The 25,415-nt window shown below is 42.3% G+C and carries 29 protein-coding genes; 14 read left to right on the top strand and 15 right to left on the bottom strand.

The window, feature by feature from the left end:
- Positions 1-2 precede the first annotated feature (2 nt).
- The gene (purH, locus tag JWQ85_RS18345) at positions 3-1,529 is read right to left on the bottom strand and encodes a bifunctional phosphoribosylaminoimidazolecarboxamide formyltransferase/IMP cyclohydrolase (RefSeq protein WP_299470510.1); all 1,527 of its coding nucleotides are present in this window, start codon (positions 1,527-1,529) and stop codon (positions 3-5) included.
- Between the two features lie 114 nt (positions 1,530-1,643).
- On the opposite strand from purH, the gene JWQ85_RS18340 reads away from it, so the two are divergent.
- Complete coding sequence (locus JWQ85_RS18340) at positions 1,644-2,195, top strand: STM3941 family protein (RefSeq protein ID WP_299470508.1); 552 nt, start codon at positions 1,644-1,646, stop codon at positions 2,193-2,195.
- Between the two features lie 2 nt (positions 2,196-2,197).
- On the opposite strand, the gene purN is transcribed toward JWQ85_RS18340, so the two are convergent.
- Positions 2,198-2,776: a phosphoribosylglycinamide formyltransferase gene (gene purN / locus JWQ85_RS18335; RefSeq protein WP_299470506.1), complete on the bottom strand. Its 579-nt coding sequence runs from the start codon at positions 2,774-2,776 to the stop codon at positions 2,198-2,200.
- Between the two features lie 45 nt (positions 2,777-2,821).
- The gene (locus JWQ85_RS18330) at positions 2,822-3,322 is read right to left on the bottom strand and encodes a hypothetical protein (protein ID WP_299470504.1); all 501 of its coding nucleotides are present in this window, start codon (positions 3,320-3,322) and stop codon (positions 2,822-2,824) included.
- Between the two features lie 121 nt (positions 3,323-3,443).
- Between JWQ85_RS18330 and yiaK the strand changes: the two genes are divergently transcribed.
- Positions 3,444-4,430: a 3-dehydro-L-gulonate 2-dehydrogenase gene (gene yiaK / locus JWQ85_RS18325; RefSeq protein ID WP_299470502.1), complete on the top strand. Its 987-nt coding sequence runs from the start codon at positions 3,444-3,446 to the stop codon at positions 4,428-4,430.
- A 224-nt stretch (positions 4,431-4,654) separates the two neighbouring features.
- Here yiaK and JWQ85_RS18320 read toward each other — a convergent pair whose 3' ends face one another.
- Positions 4,655-5,377 carry an RluA family pseudouridine synthase gene (locus tag JWQ85_RS18320; RefSeq protein WP_299470501.1) on the bottom strand — a complete coding sequence of 241 codons (723 nt, stop codon included), beginning with the start codon at positions 5,375-5,377 and terminating at the stop codon, positions 4,655-4,657.
- Positions 5,378-5,470: 93 nt separating this feature from the next.
- The gene (panB, locus tag JWQ85_RS18315) at positions 5,471-6,286 is read right to left on the bottom strand and encodes a 3-methyl-2-oxobutanoate hydroxymethyltransferase (protein ID WP_299470499.1); all 816 of its coding nucleotides are present in this window, start codon (positions 6,284-6,286) and stop codon (positions 5,471-5,473) included.
- A gap of 278 nt (positions 6,287-6,564) precedes the next feature.
- On the opposite strand from panB, the gene carA reads away from it, so the two are divergent.
- From carA to JWQ85_RS18295, 4 genes are all read left to right on the top strand, one after another.
- Complete coding sequence (gene carA, locus JWQ85_RS18310; protein WP_299470497.1) at positions 6,565-7,668, top strand: glutamine-hydrolyzing carbamoyl-phosphate synthase small subunit; 1,104 nt, start codon at positions 6,565-6,567, stop codon at positions 7,666-7,668.
- Between the two features lie 159 nt (positions 7,669-7,827).
- Positions 7,828-8,355 (top strand): signal peptidase II, encoded by a 528-nt coding sequence (lspA, locus tag JWQ85_RS18305; RefSeq protein ID WP_299470495.1) that lies wholly within the window; start codon positions 7,828-7,830, stop codon positions 8,353-8,355.
- A 532-nt stretch (positions 8,356-8,887) separates the two neighbouring features.
- Positions 8,888-10,237, top strand: coding sequence for a DEAD/DEAH box helicase (locus JWQ85_RS18300; protein WP_299470493.1), 1,350 nt, complete (start codon positions 8,888-8,890; stop codon positions 10,235-10,237).
- 164 nt (positions 10,238-10,401) lie between these two features.
- Positions 10,402-10,698, top strand: a complete 297-nt coding sequence (locus tag JWQ85_RS18295) for a septum formation initiator family protein (protein ID WP_299470491.1) — start codon at positions 10,402-10,404, stop codon at positions 10,696-10,698.
- 30 nt (positions 10,699-10,728) lie between these two features.
- On the opposite strand, the gene JWQ85_RS18290 is transcribed toward JWQ85_RS18295, so the two are convergent.
- The 4 genes from JWQ85_RS18290 to JWQ85_RS18275 all read right to left on the bottom strand — a co-directional run bounded on the left by JWQ85_RS18290 (position 10,729) and on the right by JWQ85_RS18275 (position 14,171).
- Entirely contained in the window at positions 10,729-11,160 is a 432-nt protein-coding gene (locus JWQ85_RS18290) for a DUF4348 domain-containing protein (protein WP_299470489.1), read from the bottom strand.
- Position 11,161: 1 nt separating this feature from the next.
- Positions 11,162-11,431 carry a hypothetical protein gene (locus tag JWQ85_RS18285; RefSeq protein ID WP_299470487.1) on the bottom strand — a complete coding sequence of 90 codons (270 nt, stop codon included), beginning with the start codon at positions 11,429-11,431 and terminating at the stop codon, positions 11,162-11,164.
- Positions 11,431-11,841, bottom strand: coding sequence for an SRPBCC domain-containing protein (locus tag JWQ85_RS18280; protein ID WP_299470485.1), 411 nt, complete (start codon positions 11,839-11,841; stop codon positions 11,431-11,433). The genes JWQ85_RS18285 and JWQ85_RS18280 overlap by 1 nt, the downstream gene beginning before the upstream one ends.
- A gap of 89 nt (positions 11,842-11,930) precedes the next feature.
- Positions 11,931-14,171, bottom strand: a complete 2,241-nt coding sequence (locus tag JWQ85_RS18275) for a sodium-translocating pyrophosphatase (RefSeq protein WP_299470483.1) — start codon at positions 14,169-14,171, stop codon at positions 11,931-11,933.
- Positions 14,172-14,320: 149 nt separating this feature from the next.
- Between JWQ85_RS18275 and JWQ85_RS18270 the strand changes: the two genes are divergently transcribed.
- From JWQ85_RS18270 to JWQ85_RS18245, 6 genes are all read left to right on the top strand, one after another.
- The gene (locus JWQ85_RS18270) at positions 14,321-15,757 is read left to right on the top strand and encodes an APC family permease (protein WP_299470481.1); all 1,437 of its coding nucleotides are present in this window, start codon (positions 14,321-14,323) and stop codon (positions 15,755-15,757) included.
- The gene (gene dacB, locus JWQ85_RS18265; protein ID WP_299470479.1) at positions 15,729-17,144 is read left to right on the top strand and encodes a D-alanyl-D-alanine carboxypeptidase/D-alanyl-D-alanine-endopeptidase; all 1,416 of its coding nucleotides are present in this window, start codon (positions 15,729-15,731) and stop codon (positions 17,142-17,144) included. The genes JWQ85_RS18270 and dacB overlap by 29 nt, the downstream gene beginning before the upstream one ends.
- A gap of 241 nt (positions 17,145-17,385) precedes the next feature.
- Positions 17,386-18,240 (top strand): methylated-DNA--[protein]-cysteine S-methyltransferase, encoded by an 855-nt coding sequence (locus JWQ85_RS18260; RefSeq protein WP_299470477.1) that lies wholly within the window; start codon positions 17,386-17,388, stop codon positions 18,238-18,240.
- A gap of 1 nt (position 18,241) precedes the next feature.
- Complete coding sequence (locus JWQ85_RS18255) at positions 18,242-18,946, top strand: 2OG-Fe(II) oxygenase (protein WP_299470475.1); 705 nt, start codon at positions 18,242-18,244, stop codon at positions 18,944-18,946.
- Positions 18,943-19,203: an Ada metal-binding domain-containing protein gene (locus JWQ85_RS18250; protein WP_299470473.1), complete on the top strand. Its 261-nt coding sequence runs from the start codon at positions 18,943-18,945 to the stop codon at positions 19,201-19,203. The genes JWQ85_RS18255 and JWQ85_RS18250 overlap by 4 nt, the downstream gene beginning before the upstream one ends.
- A gap of 48 nt (positions 19,204-19,251) precedes the next feature.
- Complete coding sequence (locus JWQ85_RS18245; RefSeq protein ID WP_299470471.1) at positions 19,252-19,866, top strand: hypothetical protein; 615 nt, start codon at positions 19,252-19,254, stop codon at positions 19,864-19,866.
- 2 nt (positions 19,867-19,868) lie between these two features.
- On the opposite strand, the gene JWQ85_RS18240 is transcribed toward JWQ85_RS18245, so the two are convergent.
- Positions 19,869-20,825, bottom strand: a complete 957-nt coding sequence (locus tag JWQ85_RS18240) for a 3',5'-cyclic-nucleotide phosphodiesterase (RefSeq protein ID WP_299470469.1) — start codon at positions 20,823-20,825, stop codon at positions 19,869-19,871.
- A gap of 28 nt (positions 20,826-20,853) precedes the next feature.
- Here JWQ85_RS18240 and JWQ85_RS18235 point away from each other — a divergent pair, with 28 nt between their 5' ends.
- Positions 20,854-21,159, top strand: a complete 306-nt coding sequence (locus JWQ85_RS18235) for a hypothetical protein (RefSeq protein WP_299470467.1) — start codon at positions 20,854-20,856, stop codon at positions 21,157-21,159.
- A 1-nt stretch (position 21,160) separates the two neighbouring features.
- On the opposite strand, the gene JWQ85_RS18230 is transcribed toward JWQ85_RS18235, so the two are convergent.
- Positions 21,161-22,255 carry an AI-2E family transporter gene (locus JWQ85_RS18230; RefSeq protein ID WP_299470465.1) on the bottom strand — a complete coding sequence of 365 codons (1,095 nt, stop codon included), beginning with the start codon at positions 22,253-22,255 and terminating at the stop codon, positions 21,161-21,163.
- Positions 22,256-22,433: 178 nt separating this feature from the next.
- Here JWQ85_RS18230 and JWQ85_RS18225 point away from each other — a divergent pair, with 178 nt between their 5' ends.
- The gene (locus JWQ85_RS18225; RefSeq protein WP_256538692.1) at positions 22,434-22,613 is read left to right on the top strand and encodes a DUF6496 domain-containing protein; all 180 of its coding nucleotides are present in this window, start codon (positions 22,434-22,436) and stop codon (positions 22,611-22,613) included.
- Positions 22,614-22,664: 51 nt separating this feature from the next.
- Here the strand turns inward: JWQ85_RS18225 and JWQ85_RS18220 are convergent, their stop codons facing one another.
- From JWQ85_RS18220 to JWQ85_RS18205, 4 genes are all read right to left on the bottom strand, one after another.
- A complete protein-coding gene (locus tag JWQ85_RS18220) occupies positions 22,665-23,174 on the bottom strand; it encodes a hypothetical protein (RefSeq protein WP_299470462.1) in 510 nt (169 codons plus the stop codon).
- A gap of 15 nt (positions 23,175-23,189) precedes the next feature.
- Complete coding sequence (locus JWQ85_RS18215; protein WP_299470461.1) at positions 23,190-24,179, bottom strand: Gfo/Idh/MocA family oxidoreductase; 990 nt, start codon at positions 24,177-24,179, stop codon at positions 23,190-23,192.
- Positions 24,180-24,191: 12 nt separating this feature from the next.
- The gene (locus tag JWQ85_RS18210) at positions 24,192-25,025 is read right to left on the bottom strand and encodes a hypothetical protein (protein ID WP_299470460.1); all 834 of its coding nucleotides are present in this window, start codon (positions 25,023-25,025) and stop codon (positions 24,192-24,194) included.
- A gap of 112 nt (positions 25,026-25,137) precedes the next feature.
- Positions 25,138-25,415 (bottom strand): BRCT domain-containing protein (locus JWQ85_RS18205; RefSeq protein ID WP_367186247.1); only part of this gene is annotated, 278 nt, incomplete at its 5' end.

Below are 25,415 nucleotides of genomic sequence, written 5' to 3'. Positions count from 1 at the left end.
AATTAGTGTTTAAAGTGACGCACACCTGTAGTAACCATGGCAATGCCTTTTTGATTACACATATTAATAGAATCCTGGTCTTTTATTGACCCGCCTGGTTGTAAAACTGCTGTAATACCTGCATCTGCAGCTATCTCTACACAATCAGGGAAGGGGAAGAAAGCATCTGATGCCATAACCGCGCCCTTCAGATCAAAACCAAAGCTGTTTGCTTTAATAATAGCCTGTTTCAAAGAATCAACCCTTGAAGTTTGGCCAACGCCACTTGCCATTAACTGGTTGTTTTTAGCAAAAACAATAGTGTTTGATTTTGTATGCTTAACCACTTTGTTAGCAAAGTACAGGTCTCTCAGTTCGTGCTCGGTTGCTTTTTTATCTGTAACCGAATTCATTTGTGCCGGGCCTTCAACGGTCAAATCTTTATCTTGCTCAATAACACCGTTCAGCAAGGTTTTAAACTGCTTAACTGGCAGCTCAACCGGCTGGCGGATAAGCACTATACGGTTCTTTTTAGCCGATAATATTTTGATCGCCTCATCTGTAAAAGCGGGTGCGATCAGTACTTCGTAAAATATCTTATCAATTTCTGTAGCGGTAGCTGCATCAATTTCATCATTAGCGATAATAACACCACCAAAAGCAGAAACCGGGTCGCAAGCCAAAGCATCTATCCAGGCCTCTTTAATGAACGACCTGCTTGCAATACCGCAAGCGTTGGTATGTTTTAAAATAGCGATGGTAGGCTCGGTAAATTCATCAATTAAAGCTACCGCGGCGTCAACATCAACCAGGTTGTTGTATGATAGCTCTTTACCGTTCAGCTTGTTAAACATGGCATCAAGGTTACCGTAGAAAATCCCTTTCTGATGTGGGTTTTCGCCGTAACGTAAAACCTGGCTTGTTTGGATGCTTTGTTTAAAAACAGGCATCGGCTCGCTTTGGTCAAAGTATTGGAAAATATGGGTATCGTAGTTTGATGATATATTGAATGCTTTTTGAGCGAACCGGCGGCGCTGGTCAATAGTAGTTGCGCCTTCCTGCGCCTTTAATATTTCTTCAAGTTCGGTATAATCGTTTTTAGATGCCACGATAACCACATCCTTAAAGTTTTTAGCCGCTGCGCGGATAAGTGAGATACCGCCAATGTCAATCTTCTCGATGATATCTTCTTGTCCGGCACCAGAGTTAACTGTTTCCTCGAAGGGATAAAGGTCAACAATTACCAGGTCAATTTCGGGTATTTCGTACTGAGCTAACTGCTGCTCATCGCTGTCAAAACTTCTTCGGGCCAAAATACCGCCAAACACCTTTGGGTGCAGGGTTTTTACACGGCCGCCCAATATAGATGGGTATGATGTAAGGTCCTCAACGGCAATAACATCAACACCCAGGTCGCGTATAAAAGTTTCGGTACCACCGGTAGAATAGATCTTTACACCAAGTCGGTTCAACTCATGAATTATAGGCTCAAGGTTATCTTTGTAATAAACAGAAATAAGTGCGTTTTTTATTTGAACAGAATGACTCATTACAACAGGGAATTTTTGAGCCGCAAAGGTATGAATTTGAGATTAGTTAATGTAGATTAATTGCATTATTTTTAATGACTTGCATTGTTATATTAAAATATAACAGCAGATATTATGGCTGAATACGTTAATACCAATGAAACTTTAAAAATACCGCTGAGCAAAGGCAAACTTATGCTGTTATTTGCAGGCGCGTTGCTGTTTGTAATATTGGGTTTGTGGTTTATAAAAGAACCGGAAACTTTTAGAAAAGGCGTGGTACTGATTATTACTATTGGCTACGCGGCAGTAATTTTTTTTGGCATTTGCGCGATATTTATTTTCAGAAAGCTTTTTGACACAAAAGCAGGAATAATAATAGACAACAAAGGTATCCATGATAATTCCAGCGGAGTATCGGCCGGCTTTATCCCCTGGGGGGATATAAGCAATATCAGCACCATTGAAGTTAGCAGGCAGAAACTAATCATGATAGAGGTTAACAACCCGGATGATTATATTAATCGGCAAACCAATTTTATAGCCAAAAAAGCGGCGGCTATAAACCATAAAATGTATGGATCGCCCATTAGCATAACAGCAACTTCTTTAAAATACGGCTTTGATGATCTGTATTATACTTTAAGAAAGAGATGGCAGCAAAATATCAGCGCGTCTGAACTATAAAACTACGAACGCATTTTTTTCAAAAGGTTCTCTATCACCTTCGGGAAATGCTGGTGTTCTAATTGCTGGCCTTTAAATTTCACCATCTCCAGGTTATCGCCCGGCTCAATTTTAAAGCGCGACTGGTGGATAATCTCGCCTTCATCAAACTGGGTGTTAACGAAGTGTATGGTAATGCCCGATTCCTCTTCACCTGCTTCCAATATGGCTTTGTGAACGTTATCACCATACATACCCTTTCCGCCAAATTTTGGCAATAACGCGGGGTGCAGGTTTATGATCTTGTTGGGGAACGCATTTAACAGGCTTGGTGGTACCAGCCATAAAAAGCCTGCAAGTACTATAATATCCACCTGCAGGTTTTTCAACAGGCTTATTACATCATCGGTATCATAAAACTCGTGGCGGGTAAATACGTGCGACGGGATCTCAAAATTATCGGCACGCTGCAAAACGTAGGCCTGTGGGTTATTGGTAAGTATCAATACAACTTCGGCATCGGCATTACGCTTAAAATGCTCCATTATTTTTTGAGCGTTTGACCCAGAACCCGAAGCAAAAATGGCAATTCTCTTTTTCAAAATAGTTGGTAGCTTTTGTTATGCAAAATATAAATTTTTATCCTATTATTTAGTAACTACCGGCTTTATCCTTGTAAACCCATATCTTCTTATTGTTCTTTCATCATTAGCATTGTAAAAAGGTTGAATATCGCCTGTTTCGAATACCATAGAAAACTCCCCAAGGTTTATGAGATGCGCGTTAATAAACGGCTGGGTGGTGCCTGCCGTGGTACCTGCCGGGTAGGTTATATCTGCAAATAAATAAAGCTGGGTATCTGATAATGACCATTTACCTGCTACGGTGCCGTCCTTACAATCAAAATTTGAATAAGTACAGGTCATGTCAGTATTAAAGGTAAAAATTTGCGTGGTATCGCATCTTATCGTATCAACCGACAATTGCGAATCTCCAAGATAATGATATTGCATTATCGAACCTAATTGCCACACGCCTGTGGTAAATAAACTTGGCACGCTGGTTTGTTTATCTTTTTTACACGAGTTGATAAAAAGGCTTAAACCCAGTAAACCGGTCAGTAAAAAAAATACTTTTTTGTTCTTCATTAAGTTACAAAGATAGTTTAGTTAAGCAATTTCAAAACTGCTTTATTATAACTGTTTATATCGTTAAATATTTTCGGGGCTATATATTTATAAGCACCGCTTAAGCCGCTATATTTGTGCTATGCGTATACCTTACCAGCAGCTTAAAGCCGAATTTAAACGGGTGCTTACCAGTCTTGATATAAAAGATAGCATTGCCGATGCCTGCGCAACTATTTTTGCCGATAACAGTCGCGATGGCGTATACAGCCATGGCTTAAATCGTTTCCCTACATTTGTAGAATATATAAAGGAGGGCCTGGTGTATCCTGATGCCCAACCTGCTAAGGTAAATGCCTTTGGGGCGATAGAACAATGGGATGGCAACCTTGCCCCCGGTATGCTGAATGCTCAGTTTTGCATGGATAGGGCCATTAACCTTGCAAATGATAACGGCATTGGCTGTGTTGCCATAAAAAACACAAACCACTGGATGCGTGGCGGCACCTACGGCCTGCAGGCTGCCGAAGCGGGTTATATAGGTATCTGCTTTACCAATACTATTGCCAACCTGCCCCCATGGGGCGGCACCGAACCGCGTTTAGGAAACAATCCGCTTATTATTGCCGTGCCCCGACAGGGTGGGAATGTGGTATTAGATATGGCTATCTCCCAATATTCGTTCGGTAAGCTTTGGCAGTACGAGGCGCAGCATAAAGAGCTGCCTGTACCCGGTGGGTATGACAAGGAGGGCAATTTAAGCACTGATGCTGCCGCGATACTGGCAACCAAACGCGCACTGCCCATAGGGTTTTGGAAAGGTTCGGGGTTATCATTGGTATTGGATCTGTTGGCCACTTTGCTGAGTGGTGGCGATTCTACTTCGGTAATTACACAATCGGGCAGGAAAGAAACCGGAGTATCGCAGGTTTTTATTTGTATAAAAACAGATAATGATAAAAACGCCGCCTTGATTGATGAGATAATTAGTTACACCAAAACCGGGAACGGCGAAAGCGATAACGAGATTCTCTATCCCGGTGAAAATATGCTGCGCACAAGGGAGCAAAGTTTAAAAGAAGGGGTTTGGGTTGATGAAAAGGCCTGGGAGAAAGTGAAAGCGTTGTAACAATCAGTTCCCCGCCGCGGGAAGGAGTAATGCTGGCTGCTGGTATCTTGTCAAAGACGCGAAGTATCGCGTCTCTACGGGATATGATAATGTAGAGACGTGATACTTCGCGTCTCCCACCACGCTGCCCCTGCGTTAGTGATTGAAGCGGATACCGGCCTGTGACTAAGGCCTGTGCGCGTATGAGCGAAAAGCCCGGGCCGCAGGCAACGCCATTATAAAAACTATTCTATCAACCCTTCAAACTTTTCCCAGAAACCATCTTTTGGTAGCGGTGCTACAATTAGTATAGGTTCGTTTTTTACGGGGTGGATAAATTGCAGTCGGCGGGCATGCAGGCAAATACTTTTGCGCAGGCTACCGCGTGGATAACCGTATTTATTATCGCCAACTATTGGGGAACCTAAGGTAGATAGCTGTACCCTTATCTGATGCGGGCGGCCTGTTATTGGGTCCACCTCTATTACATAATAACCATCCCGCTCCCCTACCAGTTTGTAGTTAAGCTCGGACCGTTGGCTCCCTTGTACTTCTTTATCATGGGCTTTGGTAACGTTTTTCTGCGGATTTTTTATCAGGTAATGCACCAGGTTACCTGCTTCCGGCTGTGGGCGCTGGCGCACAATGGCATAATAGGTTTTATGCATTTCGCGGCCTTTAAACATTTTGTTAATGCGCTCTAAAGCCTTGCTGGTTTTTGCAAACAGGATAACACCGCTAACGGGCCTATCCAAACGGTGTACAACCCCCAGGAACGCGCCATTTGGCTTGCTGTATTTTTGGGCTATATACTTTTTAACCTTCTCATCCAACGATTCATCGCCGGTATCATCTACCTGCACAATATCCCCTGCACGCTTGTTCACCGCTATAAGGTGATTGTCTTCGTACAGTATATCAGCGTCGGTAATATCTTTACTTATATAATTAAACTCTGGTCGCGCCATTTGTTAGTTCATGGTTCATGGTTCATAGTTCATGGTATAATTGCGGCTTAAAACTATTCACCATCAACTATGAACCATGAACCCGCATAGCGGTTAATATTCTTCCTTCTCGTTGGGGAAGGTTTTTGCTTTTACATCGCCAACATAGTTGGTGATAGCGTCGTTCATTACATCAAACAGGTTAGCATATTGGCGTAAAAAGCGGGGTTTAAAGCCTTTGTTAATACCCAACATATCGTGTATCACCAAAACTTGTCCATCGCAATGCTGACCGGCGCCTATACCTATTGTTGGGATATGTATTGATTTGCTTACTTCTGTAGCTAATTTGGCAGGTATTTTTTCCAGCACTATGGCAAAGCAACCCAGTTCCTGTAGCTTTAAAGCATCTTCTTTTAGCTTTTCGGCTTCGGCTTCCTCTTTAGCCCTAACCGTATAGGTGCCAAATTTATATATGGATTGCGGGGTTAAACCCAGGTGGCCCATTACAGGTATGCCTGCGGTTAAGATCCTGCTTACCGATTCTGCAATTTCTACACCACCCTCTAATTTAACACCGTGCGCGCCAGCCTCTTTCATGATGCGGATGGCCGAAGCTAAGGCCTCTTTTGAATTACCCTGGTATGAACCAAAAGGCAGGTCGACAATTACCAGTGCGCGTTTTGCTGCACGTACTACTGATGATGCATGGTAGATCATCTGATCTAAGGTTATCGGCAGCGTGGTTTCGTGCCCGGCCATTACGTTGGAGGCCGAATCACCTACCAGGATAATATCCGTACCGGCATTATCTACAATAGTGGCCATCGAAAAATCGTAGGCTGTAAGCATGGCTATTTTTTCGCCACGGTTCTTCATTTCCTGCAGAATATGCGTGGTAATGCGTTTAACTTCCTTGTTTACCGACATGGTGTCTTATTAGTTTTATATGGCAAAGGTAGTTTTTGTATTTCGGATTTTAGTTTTACGATTTTAGATTTACCGCTCAACCGTCAATTAGATAATAAGTTAATGCGTCAATTCCTGGCAATATTCTAAAAAACTAAAATCGTAAAACTAAAATCGTAATTTTTTTTATACCTTTGCGCCGTGAATAAAGAGGTATTTTACTTCAGCCATCCGGTTTGTTTTCACGGAGCTTCGTGCCAGAATATCCGAATTTATAACCCTTTCAATTTTTTTGCTAAATGAATCATTTCACCAAATTGCCTGCTGTTTTATTATTAGCCGACGGAACCGTATTTTACGGCAAAGCCGCGGGCAAAATAGGCACCACTACAGGCGAAATTTGCTTTAATACCGGCATGACCGGCTACCAGGAAATATTTACCGACCCATCTTACTATGGTCAGATTATGGTGGCCACCAATGCGCATATTGGCAACTACGGTATCAATACTGATGAAGTTGAATCGGGACAGATCCAGATTGCCGGTTTGGTTTGTAAAAATTACAACATTGCTTACAGCCGCAAACAGGCCAACGAATCTATACAGGATTACTTTCAGGAGCAAAACATAGTAGGTATATCTGATATTGATACCCGCCAGCTGGTTCGCCACATACGCGATAAAGGCGCCATGAACGCTATTATCTCATCAGAAATAACCGACATTGCCGAACTAAAAGCCAAGCTTGATCAGGTGCCATCAATGGATGGGCTGGAGCTTTCATCGCAGGTATCAACCAAAGAAACTTACACTTTTGGTAACGAAGATGCTACTTACCGTGTAGCTGTACTTGACCTTGGTGTTAAGAAAAACATACTGCGCAATTTTGACGACAGGGACGTTTATGCCAAAGTTTACCCGGCTAAAACCACTTTCGAAGAAATGGAAAAGGATTTTTCTCCTTCGGGATATTTTATATCAAATGGCCCCGGCGATCCATCTGCAATGCCTTACGCTATTGATACGGTTAAAAGTATTTTAAACTCGGATAAACCCATGTTTGGTATTTGCCTTGGCCACCAGCTGCTGGCTTTGGCTAATGATATCCCTACCGAAAAAATGTTTAACGGCCACCGCGGACTAAACCACCCGGTTAAGAACGTTATCATTAACCATTGCGAAGTAACATCGCAAAACCATGGTTTTGGTGTGGTGCAAGATGCTGTAAGAGCATCTGATAAAGTAGAAATTACCCACGTAAACCTTAACGATCAATCGATAGAGGGTATACGCATGAAGGGTAAAAAAGCATTCTCGGTACAATATCACCCCGAGTCATCTCCCGGCCCGCACGACAGCCGCTATTTGTTTGATGATTTTATTAGGTTGATGAAGAAATAAATATTAAATGTGCAGATAATTAAAAGCCTTTCAAGTTTAGCTTGAAAGGCTTTTTGTTTAGATAAAGATTAAAATACTTGCGCTCGTCTGCAACGAGTGTTTAAAATGGATTTGCGATTGCATCGCAATTTTCACAATCTCTTTTATACATTAGCCCTAATGAAATTGAACGGCACATTACGCGTAATAATCATATTATTTATACTTGCTTTAAACATAGGCTGCGACCAGGCTACCAAATCAATGATGCGCGCGCATATAAATTATTATGACCACTACAGCTTTTTTAATGATCATGTTACCCTTTTAAGAGTTGAAAACACCGGTGCGTTTTTAAGTCTTGGTGCTAAACTTGTTCAACCGTTCCGCTTTATATTATTAACGTTACTGCCTATACTGGCCTTGTTAGGTGCGTTAGCTTATATTATCATTAAAAAGAATCTGAACACCCTTATGGTGACGGGTATTATCTTCTGTATTGGTGGCGGTATAGGCAACCTTTACGACCGGATAGTGTATGGTTCGGTTACGGATTTTATGCATATCAAATTCGGAGCGCTGCAAACAGGTGTATTTAATGCTGCCGATGTTTCTATTATGATAGGCCTTGGGTTAATATTGCTGGATAGTTGGTTGAATAGGAATGAAGTCAAGCCGGAAGTGATTGAGGAAAGCACTTCTGAATAACACTCGTGTCATTTCGAACGAGGTACGAGGAGAAATCTTCTACACCATGCTTCCCAACCCGTCATTGCGAGGTACGAAGCAATGACGCGCGGGAAGGAGCGCCGCTGGTATGTTGTCAAAGACGCGAAGTATCGCGTCTCTACGGATATGATAATGTAGAGACACGATACTTTGCGTCTCCCGCCACGCCGCCCCTGCGTTAGATTGAAGCGGATACCGGCCTTGTGGTTAAGGCCTGTGCAGTATGAGCGGAAAGCCCGGCCGAAGGCAACGCCATAGTTGGTATATGGTTGATTGAGTTAATTGGTGAATGGTTCTCGCATATTGCTTGGCCGATCCAACCACTCACTACTTAACCACTCCCTACTCACCAACATGTCACTATTTCATCACATTACGCCCCTTTGTACTACTTGCATATAAAAAACGTATCTTTGCGGATAATTACCCGTTGATTTACGGTTTTGATCATTAGACACTCTTCAGATCCGCTTAATGCTTCGCGTTAGCACATATACATTACAAACAATACATGTCATTCGAAAACTTAAATTTAATTGAGCCTATTTTAAAGGCTTTAAAAACAGAGGGTTATACAATACCCACCCCAATACAAGAACAAGCAATCCCTTATATATTACAACACCGCGACCTGCTTGGCTGCGCCCAAACCGGTACCGGTAAAACGGCTGCTTTTGCTATCCCTATTTTGCAATTATTGTTTTTAGATAAGCAAAAACACAAAGAGCAAAAACAGATAAAGGCCCTTATATTAACCCCAACCCGCGAATTAGCCATCCAGATTAGCGAAAGCTTTACGGCTTATGGCAAACACACAGGCCTAAAAAACCTGGTTATTTTTGGTGGTGTATCGCAAAACCCACAGGTTGATGCTTTGCGCCGTGGTGTTGATATCCTGATAGCTACCCCGGGCCGTTTATTAGACCTGATGAACCAGCGCTACGTACACATCGATCAGATAAAAATGCTGATACTGGACGAAGCCGACCGTATGCTGGATATGGGTTTTGTAAACGATGTTAAAAAGATAATTGCTAAAGTACCTGCCAACAGGCAAACGCTTTTCTTTAGCGCTACCATGCCTAACGAGATACAGCACCTGGCAGATTCTATATTGCAGAAGCCTGCAAAGGTTGAGGTTGCACCGGTATCGTCAACTGCCGATACTATACAGCAATCGTTATTTTACGTGGATAAAGGCGATAAAAGATTATTGCTAAGCCATATATTAAAAGATAAAGAAATTAAAACCGCGTTGGTATTTACCCGTACCAAACACGGTGCAGATAAGGTGGTTAAAGACCTTATCCGCGTTGGCATAACAGCCGAAGCTATACACGGTAACAAATCGCAAAATGCGCGTCAGCGTGCGTTAACTAACTTTAAGAACCGTACTACACGTGTACTTATTGCTACCGATATTGCCGCGCGTGGTATTGATATTGACGAGCTTACGCACGTTATAAATTACGAATTGCCAAACGTACCGGAAACTTACGTTCACCGTATTGGCCGTACCGGCCGTGCAGGTGCAAGTGGTATAGCTTTCTCTTTTTGCGATGGCGAGGAAGAAATAGATTACCTAAAGGATATTCATAAGCTGATAGCTAAAGAGATCCCTGTTGAACAGGGCCATCCTTACCCGTTAAGCTATGAGAACATGACGGCTAAAATGATGAGTAAAGCCAAAAACGGCACGCCTAAAAGTGCAGGTTCTGCCGGTGGCAGGCATGGTGGCGGTAATAAAAGGCCTGGTGCAGGCGGCCGGCCGGCAGGTCACCGTGGTAGCGGCGGCGCAAGCAACAGCCGTGGCGGTGCCAGCGGCATGAGTGGTGCAAGCAGGTCATCGGGCAGAAGGTAATCAATACACAACATAACAAAGAGGTCAGCTTAATTTAAAAGGCTGACCTCTTTTTGTTTACGCCTTTTGTACCCCGCGAAAATTTGATGTTAACATGTTAATAATGATATTTGCACTCATCAAAGAAAATAAATAGCTTTAAAGTGAAAATACAACCCACACAAATGAAACGCCTTATTGACCTTATCAAGAATAAATTCTTCCTGGTTACGCTGGCTTTTGTGATATGGATGATATTTTTTGATAAGAACGATCTGTTTTCGCAATATGAATATCACCAGCAGCTGAATAAATTAAAGGAAGAACAGGTTTTCTACCAAACCGAAACTGCCAAAGTAACTAAAGATCTGGACGAACTTACCTCAGACAAGGCTAAACTCGAAAAATTTGCCCGCGAAAAATACCTCATGAAAAAAGATAACGAAGACATTTTTGTTATTGTGCATGAGAAGAAGAAGTAATTGAGATCGTTGCTTTAACAAACTTCCGAATTAGTCTGATGAGTCTGTAGCAGAGGTTAGTCGCCACTTGCCGCTCCCATACGTGAAATCAAAACTCATTAAAATCCCGGTATCCTCAACCGTATACTCAATTGTAACACTATTTTTATTTGATTGTGCTTTTTTATAAATATCCTCTTTGTTATTTGTAAGCCTTACATAATGCCATTTATTTTTCTTGATATAAGTGACTGAATCCCTCTCATCTTCCGTTACAGTTATTTTAATGGGGAAATTTATATGTTCTTTCTGATAAACCGAATCACTTTTAAATTTCTTAAAAAAGGAATCGAAATCGGCCGGTTCTAACACAGCTGCTTTTTTTAAAGTGCTGGCCTTTTTTTCAACGGCTGTCTTAGGATTATCAGAACATCCTAAAAGAGTGCCGATAATTAACGTTGTTAATAGTATTAGTTTTTTCATATCACGGTAATGCTTTTAATATAAACAGCGGTGTAAGTACAACATTCAACACAATCATCAGTACGCCTAAATACTTGTTGAATTTACCTCCTGCTTTCATCAACATAGCTCCAATTACTATTCCCCCTATCAATAACATCGCCGCATCAAAATAAAGCAGGTAATCTGTAGTGGGTGGCTCTATATCCATTTTAAACAGGTCGAAAACGTCCGGCAGGTAGAGGTAGATATCATACAGGCAAAGGATATATAGGATGATCTTCTTAACCATTATATACCTTCGGCCAGTTGTTTTACCGCGTACAATGCGGTATCCCATCCTTGCACGGCTTCTTTGTAATCTTCTTCATCAATGCTTTGAGATAGCTCTTCCCGTGCAAACAAAGTAGTTATTCCATTATTCTCCTCAAACTTGTAAGTGATCTCAGATGCTATCAAAGATTTATCCTGCCTGTTAAAGAGCTTATGTTTTAAAAGTTTTCCTGCTTCTATTTCCATTATCTCGCCATATGTATACTGCCTGCCATTTACGCCTTTCCAACCAAACGGACTTCCAACTTTCCAATCAGATACATATTCACCACCCATTTGCCGGGTAATTGCAGCATCGGTAAACACACGCCAAACTTTATCCGGCGAGGCGTTTATTTCAATTGACCTTTCAATTAAGTTTGTGTTCATGATCAATGGATGTAAACACAAAATTATTAATTCTTATCCACAAAAAAGCCCCGATCAAGTAATCGGGGCTTTCCTATAATTCAAGATCCTTAGATCTTTTTATCTACATGAATAGTGTGCACACTCATTGATTGTACTTTCTCCTGTTTTTGGATGAACTTGCTGTTGTTATCTACACTGTTTAAGTGAGGTGCAATAACTAACGATACAATAGACATCAGCTTGATCAAAATATTCATTGACGGGCCTGAAGTATCTTTAAACGGATCCCCTACGGTATCACCTGTTACTGATGCTTTATGCGGTTCAGATTTTTTGTAATAGATCTCGCCGTTTATCTCCACACCTTTCTCGAATGATTTTTTAGCATTGTCCCATGCACCGCCTGCGTTACTCTGGAAGAGCCCCATCAACACACCTGATACAGTAACACCTGCCAGCAAGCCACCCAATACTTCGGGGCCGAATGCAAAACCGATGATAATAGGTGTAATTAAAGCGATCAATCCCGGTGCAACCATCTCACGGATAGAAGCCTTGGTGGAGATCTCCACGCATTTTTCATATTCAGGGCGTGCCTTGTACTCCATAATACCCGGTATCTCGCGGAACTGGCGGCGAACTTCTTCTACCATCGCCATTGCTGCACGGCCTACTGCCGAAATACACAATGCCGAGAAGATGAAAGGTATCATCCCACCCACAAATAAACCTGCCAATACATTGGCTTTGTAAATATCAATATGCTCGATACCTGCAACACCCACAAAAGCCGCGAATAAGGCCAGTGAGGTTAACGCTGCAGACGCGATAGCAAAACCCTTACCTGTTGCAGCGGTAGTGTTACCTACAGCATCCAGGTTATCTGTACGGTGACGTACTTCTTCTGGTAAGCGGCTCATTTCGGCAATACCACCGGCGTTATCAGCAATTGGGCCGAAAGCGTCGATAGCTAATTGCATAGCTGTTGTTGCCATCATACCCGCGGCCGCGATAGCCACACCGTATAAACCTGCAAAGAAGTATGAACCATAAATACCGGCTGCCAATACAAGGATAGGCAACACGGTTGATTCCATACCGATAGCTAAACCGGCAATAATATTTGTAGCATGGCCGGTTGACGACTGCCTGATAATGCTCATTACCGGGCGTTTACCCATAGCAGTGTAGTATTCAGTAATGATAGACATTAATGTGCCTACCACTAAACCTACCAGGATAGAACCAAATACGCCCGCCTTTGTAAATACCAGCGAACCCGCTTTTACAGCGCCCGATGCATCCTCGTCGCGCAGCATGTGGAAACTATCGTTTGGTAACATCCACTGCACTAAAAAATATGTAGCAATTGCTGTTAATAATATAGAAGCCCAGTTACCTATGTTCAATGCTTTTTGTACGCTATCGGTTTCTTTAGAAATTTTAACTAACGATGCGCCAACTATAGAGAATATTAAGCCCAAACCTGCTATCACCATTGGTAATAAAATTGGGGCAATACCACCAAAATTATCATGAGATACAATTTCGCGGCCCAACACCATAGTAGCTAACATGGTTGCTACGTACGAACCAAATAAATCGGCACCCATCCCGGCAACGTCACCTACGTTATCACCAACATTATCTGCAATAGTAGCAGGGTTACGCACGTCATCCTCGGGGATACCTGCCTCAACCTTACCAACAAGATCCGCACCTACGTCGGCAGCTTTTGTGTAGATACCACCGCCAACACGGGCGAATAACGCGATAGACTCGGCACCTAACGAAAAGCCTGCTAATACATCAAGCGCTTTAGCCATATGTTCACCGTTCACAGTAGCACCTGTAACGTTTTTTACATATATGGTGTAAAACACGATGAATAACGAACCTAAACCAATGATAGCTAAACCGGCAACACCTAAACCCATAACAGTACCGCCTGTAAACGATACCTTTAAAGCTTTAGCCAGGCTTGTTTTAGCAGCCTGTGTGGTACGTACGTTTGATTTAGTCGCGATACGCATCCCTATAAAACCGGCAAAAGCCGATAAAAAAGCGCCTATAACAAATGATATGGCAATAACCGGGCTTGATGTAGCTACCGTAGTACCGCTCCAGGCAAGCAACATACCCGCAACAACTACAAAGTAGCCTAATACTTTCCATTCTGCGCGTAAAAAGGCCATAGCTCCATCAGCAATATAACCGGCAAGCTGGTTCATTGAGGCATCGCCTGTTTCCTGCTTGGTTACCCATGCAGATTTAATCGCCATTACGATTATACCTATGAGGCCGAAAACGGGAATTAAATAAATTAAGTAAGTGTTCAAAAAATCCATATTCTATAATTAGTGTTATTAAGTGTGCGTTTTTAGTTCGCTTAAAGCGTGTTTATAATTTGGTAGCCGCAAAATATAAATTAATTTCTTTACAATAGCCTGTCATTTTAAAGTTTTTGAATAGTTTAGTAGTCTAAACTTTTTCCCTAATGTTAAAAGATACTACTCAACCCAAGTTAAAGCACGAATTAAGCCTGCTGGACGGCACAATGCTGGTATCGGGCTCTATGATAGGCTCGGGTATTTTTATTGTAAGTGCCGATATCACCCGTAATGTAGGCTCGGCCGGTTGGTTAATTGCCGTTTGGTTAATTACCGGTTTTATGACGCTTACCGCCGCCCTTAGTTATGGCGAATTAAGCGCCATGTTTCCAAAAGCAGGCGGCCAATATGTTTACCTGAAAGAATCTTACAACAAACTAATAGCCTTTTTATACGGATGGAGCTTTTTCGCGGTGATCCAAACCGGTACAATTGCTGCCGTAGGTGTGGCTTTCTCCAAGTTTACGGCCTATTTAATCCCGGCTGTAAGTGAGGATAACATACTTTTTCAATCCGGCTCAATTAAAATAAGCGCGGCACAATTAGTCTCTATTGTACTTATCGTATTGCTTACCTTCATCAATACAAGGGGCGTAAAGGGCGGTAAGCTGATCCAAACCACCTTCACCATGACCAAACTGATCAGTCTTTTTGGATTGATAGGTTTTGGCTTTTTAGCTTTTAAAGGTGATATATGGAGCGCCAACTGGACAAACGCCTGGGACCTTCACAATTTGAATAAAGATGGCAGCGTAACGGCTTTAACAACAGGTACAGCTTTAGGCGCCATAGCAGCAGCAATGGTTGGTTCTATTTTTAGCAGTGATGCCTGGAACAGCGTAACCTTTGTAGCGGGCGAAATGAAGAACCCCAAACGCGATGTGGCATTAAGCATGATGTTTGGTACCATCATCGTAACCATTATTTATGTACTGGCCAACGTGGTTTACACCGGCGTACTTTCGCTGCATGATATTACCATTGCCGATAAAGACCGTGTGGCAGTAGCTGCATCGCACGTTATTTTTGGCAACGTGGGTACTTATATCATCGCCGTAATGATCATGATATCAACCTTTGGCTGTAATAACGGCCTGATACTTTCTGGTGCAAGGGTTTATTATACCATGGCTAAGGATGGCGTTTTCTTCAAGAAAACCGGCACCTTAAATAAATTTGGCGTACCGCAGTTTGGTCTGTGGATCCAGGCTATCGTGGCATCATTATTATGCTTAAGCGGCCGTTACGGCGATCTGTTAGATATGATATCATTTGTGGTAGTAATATTTTACATGCTAACCATTGCCGGTATCTTTATCCTGCGCGTTAAACGCCCTGATGTAGAAAGACCATACAAAGCAATTGGTTACCCTATATTACCCGCTATATATATTATAATGGGCACAGCGTTTTGTATATTATTATGTATTTATAAATGGCAGTATCCTATTTACGGCTTAGTTATCGTTTTAATTGGGATACCACTTTATTATATATCACAACGCAACGTTAAGCATGAGGATAAACCTGAAGTACTTAGTTAGTTTTTTATTTATAGCCAATATTGCAGGTGCACAAACACTGCAGCAAAATATACAAAAAGCATTTACCCGTTTACAGCAGGATAGCCAGTGCCGTTATGCTTCAGTATCCTTAACGGTACTGGATGCCAAAACCGGCGAACAGGTATTTGCCGCCAACCCCGATATGGGTTTGGCACCGGGTTCTACATTAAAAACGGTTACCAGTATAACCGCTTTTAATGTTTTGGGTAAAGATTTTCAATATCAAACCCAGTTGGGCTACACCGGGAATATTACTGCAGATGGCGCCCTTAACGGCGATCTTATTATTAAGGGCGGCGGCGACCCCACCCTGGGCAGCTGGCGATGGGCATCAACCAAAGAAGGTGTTGTATTAAATACAATGGTTACCGCTTTGAAAAAGGCAGGCATCAAAAAAATAAACGGTCGTGTTATTGGCGATAACGGTATTTTCAAAAACCAGTCTATTCCCGATGGCTGGATCTGGCAAGACCTGGGCACTTATTACGGTGCCGGTATAGCCGGGCTTTGCTGGCGCGAAAACCAGTTTGATATCACTTTGCGGACCGGCAGTATAGGCGGCCCTATAAGTGTATTGGGTACCGTTCCCGAAACCAATTACCTGCAATATAAAAGTGAACTAACTACAGGCGCTGCTAAAACCGGCGACCTGGCATATCCCTACCTGCCGGCTTTTGGCAGCAAAATTATGTACCTGCGCGGCACCTACGCTATCGATCAAATCAAGAAACGTATCTCCGCCGCCATCCCTGACCCTGCTTATGATGCCGCCCTGCGCTTAACCGATACCCTTAAACATATTGGCATTGCTGTAAGCAACGAGCCGCAATCATCGTTCATACTGGCGGATAAAGGACTGTCTATACCAACCGCCACTAAAAACATCACCACTATCCTATCGCCCGAATTAAGCAAAATAGTATACTGGCTCAATCAAAAAAGCGTTAACCTGTATGCCGAGCAATTGCTGGCAACCATAGCGGTTAAAGCAGGTAAACCTGCCTCAACAAACGATGGCATAACGGCTATAAAGGATTTTTGGGAGCTAAAAGGTATTGATAAACGCTCCATGAACACCTTTGATGGCAGCGGCCTATCACCCGAGAACAGGATAACCACCTCTACCATGGCCCGGATATTGCAATCGGCCCGTAAAGAGGCTTGGTTTAATGATTTTTATGAGAGCCTGCCCGTTTATAATGATATGAAAATGAAGAGCGGCAGCATTAACAGCGTGCAAGCCTATGCCGGTTTTCAAACGCATGACGGCCGCCAGCTTTGCTTCTCCATAATGGTGAATAACTATTACGGCCCGGGTAGTGGCATAAGGGAAAAGATGTTTAGGGTATTGAATGAGTTGAAGTGATAGCCCCCTAACCCCCTGAAGGGGGAACAGGAATATCATTTCGAACGAGGTACGAGGAGAAATCTTTTACACTTTGCATTCAGGCTTTGCAGGTTCGGTAAGATTTCTCCTCGCACTTCGCTCAGTCTGCCCTCGCTCGTTCGAAATGACATAGTTTATTAGCTGAGCCGTTCAAACTCCGCAACTTTCGGGTTTTATAGGCTTTAGTACGGGGCTACATTTGTGTTATAATAATTCAATCATGGAAACACAAAACATCATCAACTATGAGCGTATTGCCGAAGCAATAGACTACATAAAACTGAATTTTAAAGCCCAACCCAACCTTGATGAGGTTGCCGAAAAAGTAAACCTTAGCCCTTTCCATTTCCAGCGTATGTTTACAGATTGGGCCGGCATCAGTCCCAAGAAATTCCTGCAATACCTGAGTTTGGAATATGCTAAAGGCATTTTGAAAGAACAACAGGTCACCTTGTTTGATGCCGCTTTTGAAACCGGACTATCAGGCACCGGCCGCCTGCACGATTTATTCATCAACATAGAGGGCATGACCCCTGCCGAATACAAAAATGGCGGCAAGGCCTTATCTATCAACTTTAGCTATGCCGAAACACCATTTGGCAATATCATAGTGGCATCAACCCCAAAGGGTATTTGTTATATGGCTTTTGCCGATGATAAAGATGAAGCATTTAATGAGTTATATGCGCAATTCCCCAACGCGAGCTACTATCAGGTGGTAGATCTGGCGCAGCAAAATGCTTTGTTCATTTTCAAAAAAGACTGGACACAGCTATCAAACATTAAGCTCCATTTAAAGGGTACCGATTTTCAGTTGAAAGTTTGGGAAGCCTTGTTGAAAATACCTATGGGAGGATTGAACACCTATTCTACTATAGCAAATACTGTTAAAATGCCAACTGCCAGTCGGGCAGTAGGTAGTGCAATTGGTGCCAACCCGGTCGCGTTTTTGATACCATGCCACAGGGTAATTAAATCTACCGGCGAATTTGGCCAGTACCACTGGGGAAGCAACCGCAAAACCGCTATGATAGGCTGGGAAGCGGCAAGGGTAAACTTAAAAACGGCTATCTAAAATGGATCTGCAACAAAGAATTAACGAAGTGAATTGGGCTGATGTAACCGAAAGCATGCACGCCAAAGGTTACGCCCAGATCTCTAACATTTTATCTGCGGATGAGTGCGATGCCCTGGTTAGCCAATACCCAGCTGATATTTACCGCAAAACCATTGTGATGGAACACCACGGTTATGGCCTGGGGCAGTACAAATATTACAGTTACCCGTTACCCGGCGTGGTGCAGGCGCTGCGCGAATCGGTATATCCAAACATAGCCCCCATCGCCAATAAATGGATGGAGGTGTTGAATATTGACAAGCAGTTCCCGGGTAGTTTGAACGAGTTAACAGAACTTTGCCATCAACATAACCAACTGCGGCCAACACCTTTAATATTAAAGTACAACAAAGGTGGTTACAACGCCATGCACCAGGACCTGTACGGCGAAGTTTATTTCCCTATGCAACTGGTAGTATGCCTTAACCAGCCGGGTAAGGATTATGAAGGCGGCGAGTTTGTACTGGTAGAGCAAAGGCCCAGGATGCAATCGAAACCGATTGTTTTGAATCCGCGCAAAGGCGATATGCTGTTGTTCACTACCAACTTTAGGCCGGTAATGGGCAGCAAAGGGTATTACCGTGTTAATATGAAGCACGGCGTAAGCGAAATAACCAACGGCGAGCGGCATACCTTGGGGATTATTTTTCATGATGCCACGTGATACGGCATCAGGTTTTAGGTAATACGCCATTTAGCCGCGGCAGGGCCTTAAAGTTACTGATAGATGCGGGTAAGGTTACCTATGCTGGTAACCGCAAACTGAAGATCTATGGTACGTTCAATTGCTCATCGGGCAAACGGATGAAAGCGGATAACCGGGTATTCTTTACTAATGAACAGGAGGCTATCAGCTGCGGTTACCGCCCCTGCGGGCATTGTATGCGCAAAGCATATCAAAAATGGAAAGCGTTAAACTAAAAGCGGGCGGGCTTGTCAAACAACAAATTACTTTATCATCTGCTCACAATGTTCGATATTCGTTCTATGTTAAAAAAAGCGCTTTTTTTATTATCCATTACTTTTGCCGCTGTAACCACACAGGCGCAAACTGCCGACGAGGTATATAACCAATACCTCGACTTTAACCTGGCGCGCTTGCAGGGCGAAACGGATAAGGCCTTAACACTCGGCCAGAATTTGATACCCAACGTGGATAAACTAAAGCAGAACGCCCGTATCAGCTTCTACTACTCTATAGGTAATTTGTTTGAGAATGATAGCCAATCGGTAAAGGCAATAGAATATTACGAGAAAGTTGCCGCCGCCGTGCCCAATTACTATGTGGTACAACGTGCGTTGGGTTACCTGTACATGAAACAGGTAAACGAAATAAGCGATAAGCTTAATGCCGCTAAAAGTGATATTAATGAGAATAAGCGTTTAACGGCATTATACATCGCGGCAGCAAAAAAGGCCCTGTCCCATTTAGAAAAAGCCCAGGCCTGCGACCCAAATGACGATACATTAGCGCTTATCAACCTGCTTTATAAAAATACAAATGATGCACAAGGTGCGGCCACATTAAATACCCGTTTAAAAGAGCTGTCAAAAAATTGCATCGATCTATTAGACGATAAATAGACTTAAAATTCTAATGCCTGGCCTTGTTGCAGGTATATTAAATTGAGTTGTAGTCTGTTGCCTGCCTTAAGCTCTTCCTTGATCTTAATGATGCTTTTATGGGGCGGTTTTAGGTGAATTATAACCATATTTAGGCGTTTTAAAGTCGTGCTGCTAAGCTTGCTTAGCTCTCTCATTTCATTCATCAGCAAACGCGGGGTAAGGTGGCCAAATAAGCTCTTATCCGGCTGCTCGTTTGGGAAGGATACTTCTATCATTATAGCCTTTAGCTTATCTGCTTTTACCAACGGGGCAACAGCCGCCCATAGGTTATGAAGGTTCTGGCTCTTTTCGATCTCATCGGCACCGGTATCGCCCAAGTATAAAACATAGTTCCCCTTACTTCTTACCAAAAAAGCAGTGCTGGTTAAGTTAGAATGGCTTAGCGGGAACACCTGTACCTGCATATCGGTGTTTTCGATAGCTGTTTCAGTTCCGGGTTCCAGGGGTTTGTAATGATATTTTTTTAGTTGAGGCGCGCCGCCATCATCGGCGAAATTGGCCCAGCTTTCCCAGGTAAAATAATGCGTTTTGATGGCCTCCAGTGTGTTTTTTAATCCGTAAATGTTTTTGGTACTGTCCTCCGGCGAGTTCATTATAAGCCCGGCCACATGGTCGAGGTGGGCATGAGAGATGAAGTAACCTTTAATATATTGCTTAAGCACTTGCTCTGCCGAGATGGAAAAAGCTTTATTAGCCACCGCCTTTTCAATACCGGAATGGATTGTGCCGGCATCTAAACAGATATAATTATTCGATCCCTTCGGCGCCAGCATATAGGCAGACAAATTACTTTCATCGGCACCGCCCAATACCCCCAAAGGCACTATACGAAATGATGCTGAAGGCCTAACCTGCGAAAATACTAATACAGGCAATAGTAAAAAAACAAGCAGCGATAGTTTCTGGTGATTATACATTACGCCAAATTTACTAATTTGGCCGTCAATGAAAACCAGCCAAATAGCCGCTAAAATTGTAACCCGTTTATTTTTTATTTTACTGCTGATAGCGCTTGTACCTTTTCTGCAGGGCGATACCTCTAAACTGCAGCAACTTTACCTGGCGCCTAAGCACGTTTGGACACTGGCATTCCCTATTATATTGATACTGGGATTTATAGCGTTGCTGATTATCTGCTCTATCCAAAAATTCAAAAAGACTGATCTTAACTGGTTATTGGTCATCAATACAGTGGTGCTGCTTGTTTATGCCATCACGCTTTACATTCGCATTTACCAGCTGATAAAGTAACTTATTCGGTCTTCATTTTCTTTTGTGCCGACTCTTTGAACTCGTAATCGCCGCCAAGCAGGTATCCCCATGGTTTAAGGCTTTCTATCCGGTCGAATATGATTTTAAAGATGGCTATGATAGGGATAGACAAGAACATACCCGATAAACCCCATATCATTTCGCCTATGATAATGCCTATAAAAGATATCAGTGCATTTAATCGCACCTTTGAACCCACTACTGCAGGCAGTAAAAAATTAGCGTCGATAGCATGCACACCTATCACGCTTATGGCCACGGTAACGGTTTGGCTAAGCGTGCCTGTTGCAAACGTAACTATGGTACTTAGCAGCAATGCTGTAAAAATACCTATGTAGGGTATAATGTTAAATACACCAATAATTATCCCCAGCAGGGCGGCGTATTTTATGCCAATGATATAAAAAATTGTAATAGCCATACCAGATACAATTACCATTTCTATCAGTAAGCCTAATATATACTGGCGCAGTATTTTCTGTACGTTTTCTACAATATCAACTACAACTGTTTTATTTTCATCGCTAAAAACCCAGGTAATAAAACGGAATAGTAACCGCCTGTAAAAAAGTATGAAAAAGGTAAATATCAGAATGAAAACATAAAACAATAGCAATGATGACACCGCACCGAAAGTTGTACCCAACACAGCGGTGCCCGATGCCATTATTCTATCAGCAGTACTGTTTACATAGCTCATTTGTTTGTGTGCATTAATATGAAACGCAGTTTGCACCCAACCCTGAAGGTTAGCGATAGAGTCTTTTAACTGGCTTTGAAGCATAGGCCAGTCGCTGGCAATGTTTGATATTTGTGCCCCTATCAGGTACATTATACTGCCTACAAATCCAACCAATAGCAGTATAGATATAAATGACGATGCACTACGAGGCAAACGGCATTTTTTTTCAATAAAATTTGAAACGGGTAACAGCAATACCGCAAACAAGAAACCAAATATCATAGGATCTATCAGCTCTTTTGCCATTACCACCAGGTAACCCAGCACACAAAAACCTATAAGGATAAGGGCTAATCGTTCGTAAAAAGGGGCTATAAGTTTCTTTATGGGCATACCTGTATTATTTTTATTTGCTGAACATATAGCTGTTTTATATGTTTTTAAATGCACTGTAAATGTGCAATAAATTTTAGGTTTTACGATATTTCTACCATTTGTAATATTACGCCTTTGTGTGACATTATAGTTTGGCAAATAGTTTGCTATAAGTAGGTTGTAAATATATACTACCATGGCAAAATATTCAGAAAAAGCAGGTGACAAGGTTGAAAAGACCATGCACGAAATGAAGGAGGGCAAATTAAAAAGCGGCAGTGGTAAAAAAGTTACCAGCAAAAAACAGGCTGTTGCAATAGGTTTATCTGAAGCCCGCAAAGAGGGCGCAAAAGTACCAAAGAAGAAAAAAGACTAATTATGCTTTTAACAATAAATCCCCGATAGTGTCGGGGATTCATTGTTTTATTTAAAAATTAAAGTCGTTAGTTATCCAGTACTCCAATTTGCCGTCCTTATCCAGTTCGGCAAGTTTTTCAACATCATTATCCCGCTTATGGGTAGGCTCCATATTGTATTTGGCAATTACAGCCTTAAGGGCTATTATATTGGCCTTCGTGCTATCAAAATCTTCTTTATGCTGAATGGCGTATTTAGAATATTGTGCCATATAAATGAACCCTAATTGCGGGTTTGTATCAGAAAGGTCCATAATGGCTTGTTTTAACTCTATAAGCACGTCAGGAGTGCCTTGCGCCCATATCAAAAGAAACTGGGTTGCTGCTTCTGTTTTGAAAGGTTCGGTACCCCAATGGGTCCTCATCATCCAGTCGGCAGTTTTTATAATATCCGGCTCGTATTTAATGTAATCTTCATGTTTTTTAAAATGGTAATCTTTAGGCACTTCATAAGTTTGGGCTGATGCTTTTACACTTATGAATAATGTTAATAATAAAACAGTCCTAAAAATCTTTTTCATTCTAATAAACTGACGCTAAGATAATTCTATTTTTTGAGAGATTGTGAACGAATCCATTACTTTCATTAAAATCACCGCCTCGTCAATAGTACAAGGGTTTGGGCCTTCGTCTTTAAAATAAGATACTATTTTAGTTATCATAGGTTGCTGAATATGCTCCGGGTGGGTAAAGTTTACTGTTTCCTCGCCTTCTTCGTTCTTGCAAGTAACAAACGTACCAAAGAAAGGGAAGGTTATTTTCCCTTTTGTACCTATGACCTCGCAGCTATCTACTGCCTCGCTCGGGGCTACGTTAAAACACCACGAGCCGTTTACTACCACCTTGTTTTTAAATACAATTTGCCCGCAAACATGATCATCTGCCGGACTAAACTCGCCCTGGTTTAAGCTGTATCCTGTAGAATGTGCAGGCTCACCAAAATAGTACAGCATCAGGTCCAGCTGATGGGGTGCCAGATCATGGAAATAACCACCACCTGAGAACTCCGGCTGCAGGCGCCAGTTATCTATATCAGCTTGCGGATTGGGGTTTTGATATTTCCACATTCTTATTTGCACCGTACGGATATCGCCGATGGCATTGCTATCAATTAAGCTCTTCACATGCAAAAACATAGGTAATGCCCTGCGATAATGTGCGACCGTTAGCTTTGCCCCGCTTTCCCTAACAGCATCGGCCATTGCCTGGGCTTCCTGTGCGTTACGGGTAACAGGTTTTTCTACATAAATATTCAGGCCCTTTTTTATAGCCCGCAATGCATACTCTAAATGCGAAGCCGGTGGTGTGGCTATTGATACCGAATTAACCGCCGTGTCGTTCATCAAATCTTCGGCATCGCTGTACCATTTATCAACATGATGGCGTTGGGCATAATCGGCAGCTTTTTCGGCATCGCGGCGCATGACGGCGGCCAATTTGCTATCTTCAATTTTATTATAGGCTTGTCCGCTTTTTTTCTCGGTTACGTTACCGCAGCCTATTATACCCCATTGTATTGTACTCATTTAATGAAATGTTTATGATTTTTTTCCATGCACGTATAAATTGATCAAACTTGTGTGCGGCATGCCAAGCGTTTGCCCCGGTCTAACTTTTACGTACAATTTAAGATAGGTGTTCATTATAGCTTTAGAAAAACGCACATATTGCTGTTTATATCCTCCTTCGCCAAAGGGTATCAAAGGCGTGTTATAAAACAACTTGCCTTCCTTATCTACATATGCCGAAAACGAATAATTAAAATCGCTATAAGCTTTGTTAATGGTTATATGATACTTAGGGCTCATATAATCATCAGACGTGTTGTAATTATTTAAAAGAAAGTCAGCAACCGTCTTTTCCTTTTTTACAGTAATTGACGATCTTGTACTTGTTAGCTGAGCAGGGTTTAGCGCTGCAAAGGCATTTATGAGAGATGAATCGGCCCTTTTTACTAATCCCTTAATAAATAAGCTATCTTTTCGGTTACTGTGTTGTAAGATAGCGGCGTTAGTGTGCAATACGTTTTTGATGTAATTATCAGCGTAAAACAACATGTAAACCTTTGTGCCTTTTAGATCTAACGAATCATCCTTTGCCTCAAGAAGCTCGAAAATAAGGCTGTCTTTGCTCATGTGCTTCATCCGTAAAAATGATCTGTTTGTATTAAAAATAGAATCGATGCCACAGCTTAACGGAAAATTTAAAAACTGTTTTTTCACCGGACTGTAAAGCGCAACAGAATCGCTTGATACAAAACGCAGTTTCCACTCCGGCAATAGATGATAACCGTACTCGTTGAAGGACAATCCTTTTTGCTGGCGGCGAACCTCTGTGTAGGTAATGCCTTCTACATTTTTAAACGACAACATCGGTTTCTTGGAATGCCCCGGAATTGAAGGATCTTTAAACCTACAACCCATAACTAAGCAAAAGACAATGCCAACGAAGGCCAGATTTTGAGCTACTTGTTTCATTTGATGTTTAGCTTATCATTGCCAGCAATTCATCATCACTGATTATGGGTATGTTTAATTTATTGGCTTTCTCCAGTTTAGCGGGGCCCATATTCTCCCCGGCCACCAGGTAGCTTAACTTGGCAGATATACTACTTAATATTTTACCACCGTTTTGCTCAATAAGATCCTTCAACTCATCGCGTGAATACTTCTCAAAAACGCCCGATATAATAAAGCTTTGGCCCGATAGCTTCTCGCTGGCTAAGGTCACTTCCTTTTCTTCGGCAACAAACTGCAAGCCAC

This window comes from Mucilaginibacter sp., assembly GCF_028288105.1.
Lineage (GTDB): Bacteria > Bacteroidota > Bacteroidia > Sphingobacteriales > Sphingobacteriaceae > Mucilaginibacter.
Note: the sequence above shows the minus strand (reverse complement) of the source record. Positions and strands in the feature narration are given on the sequence as shown.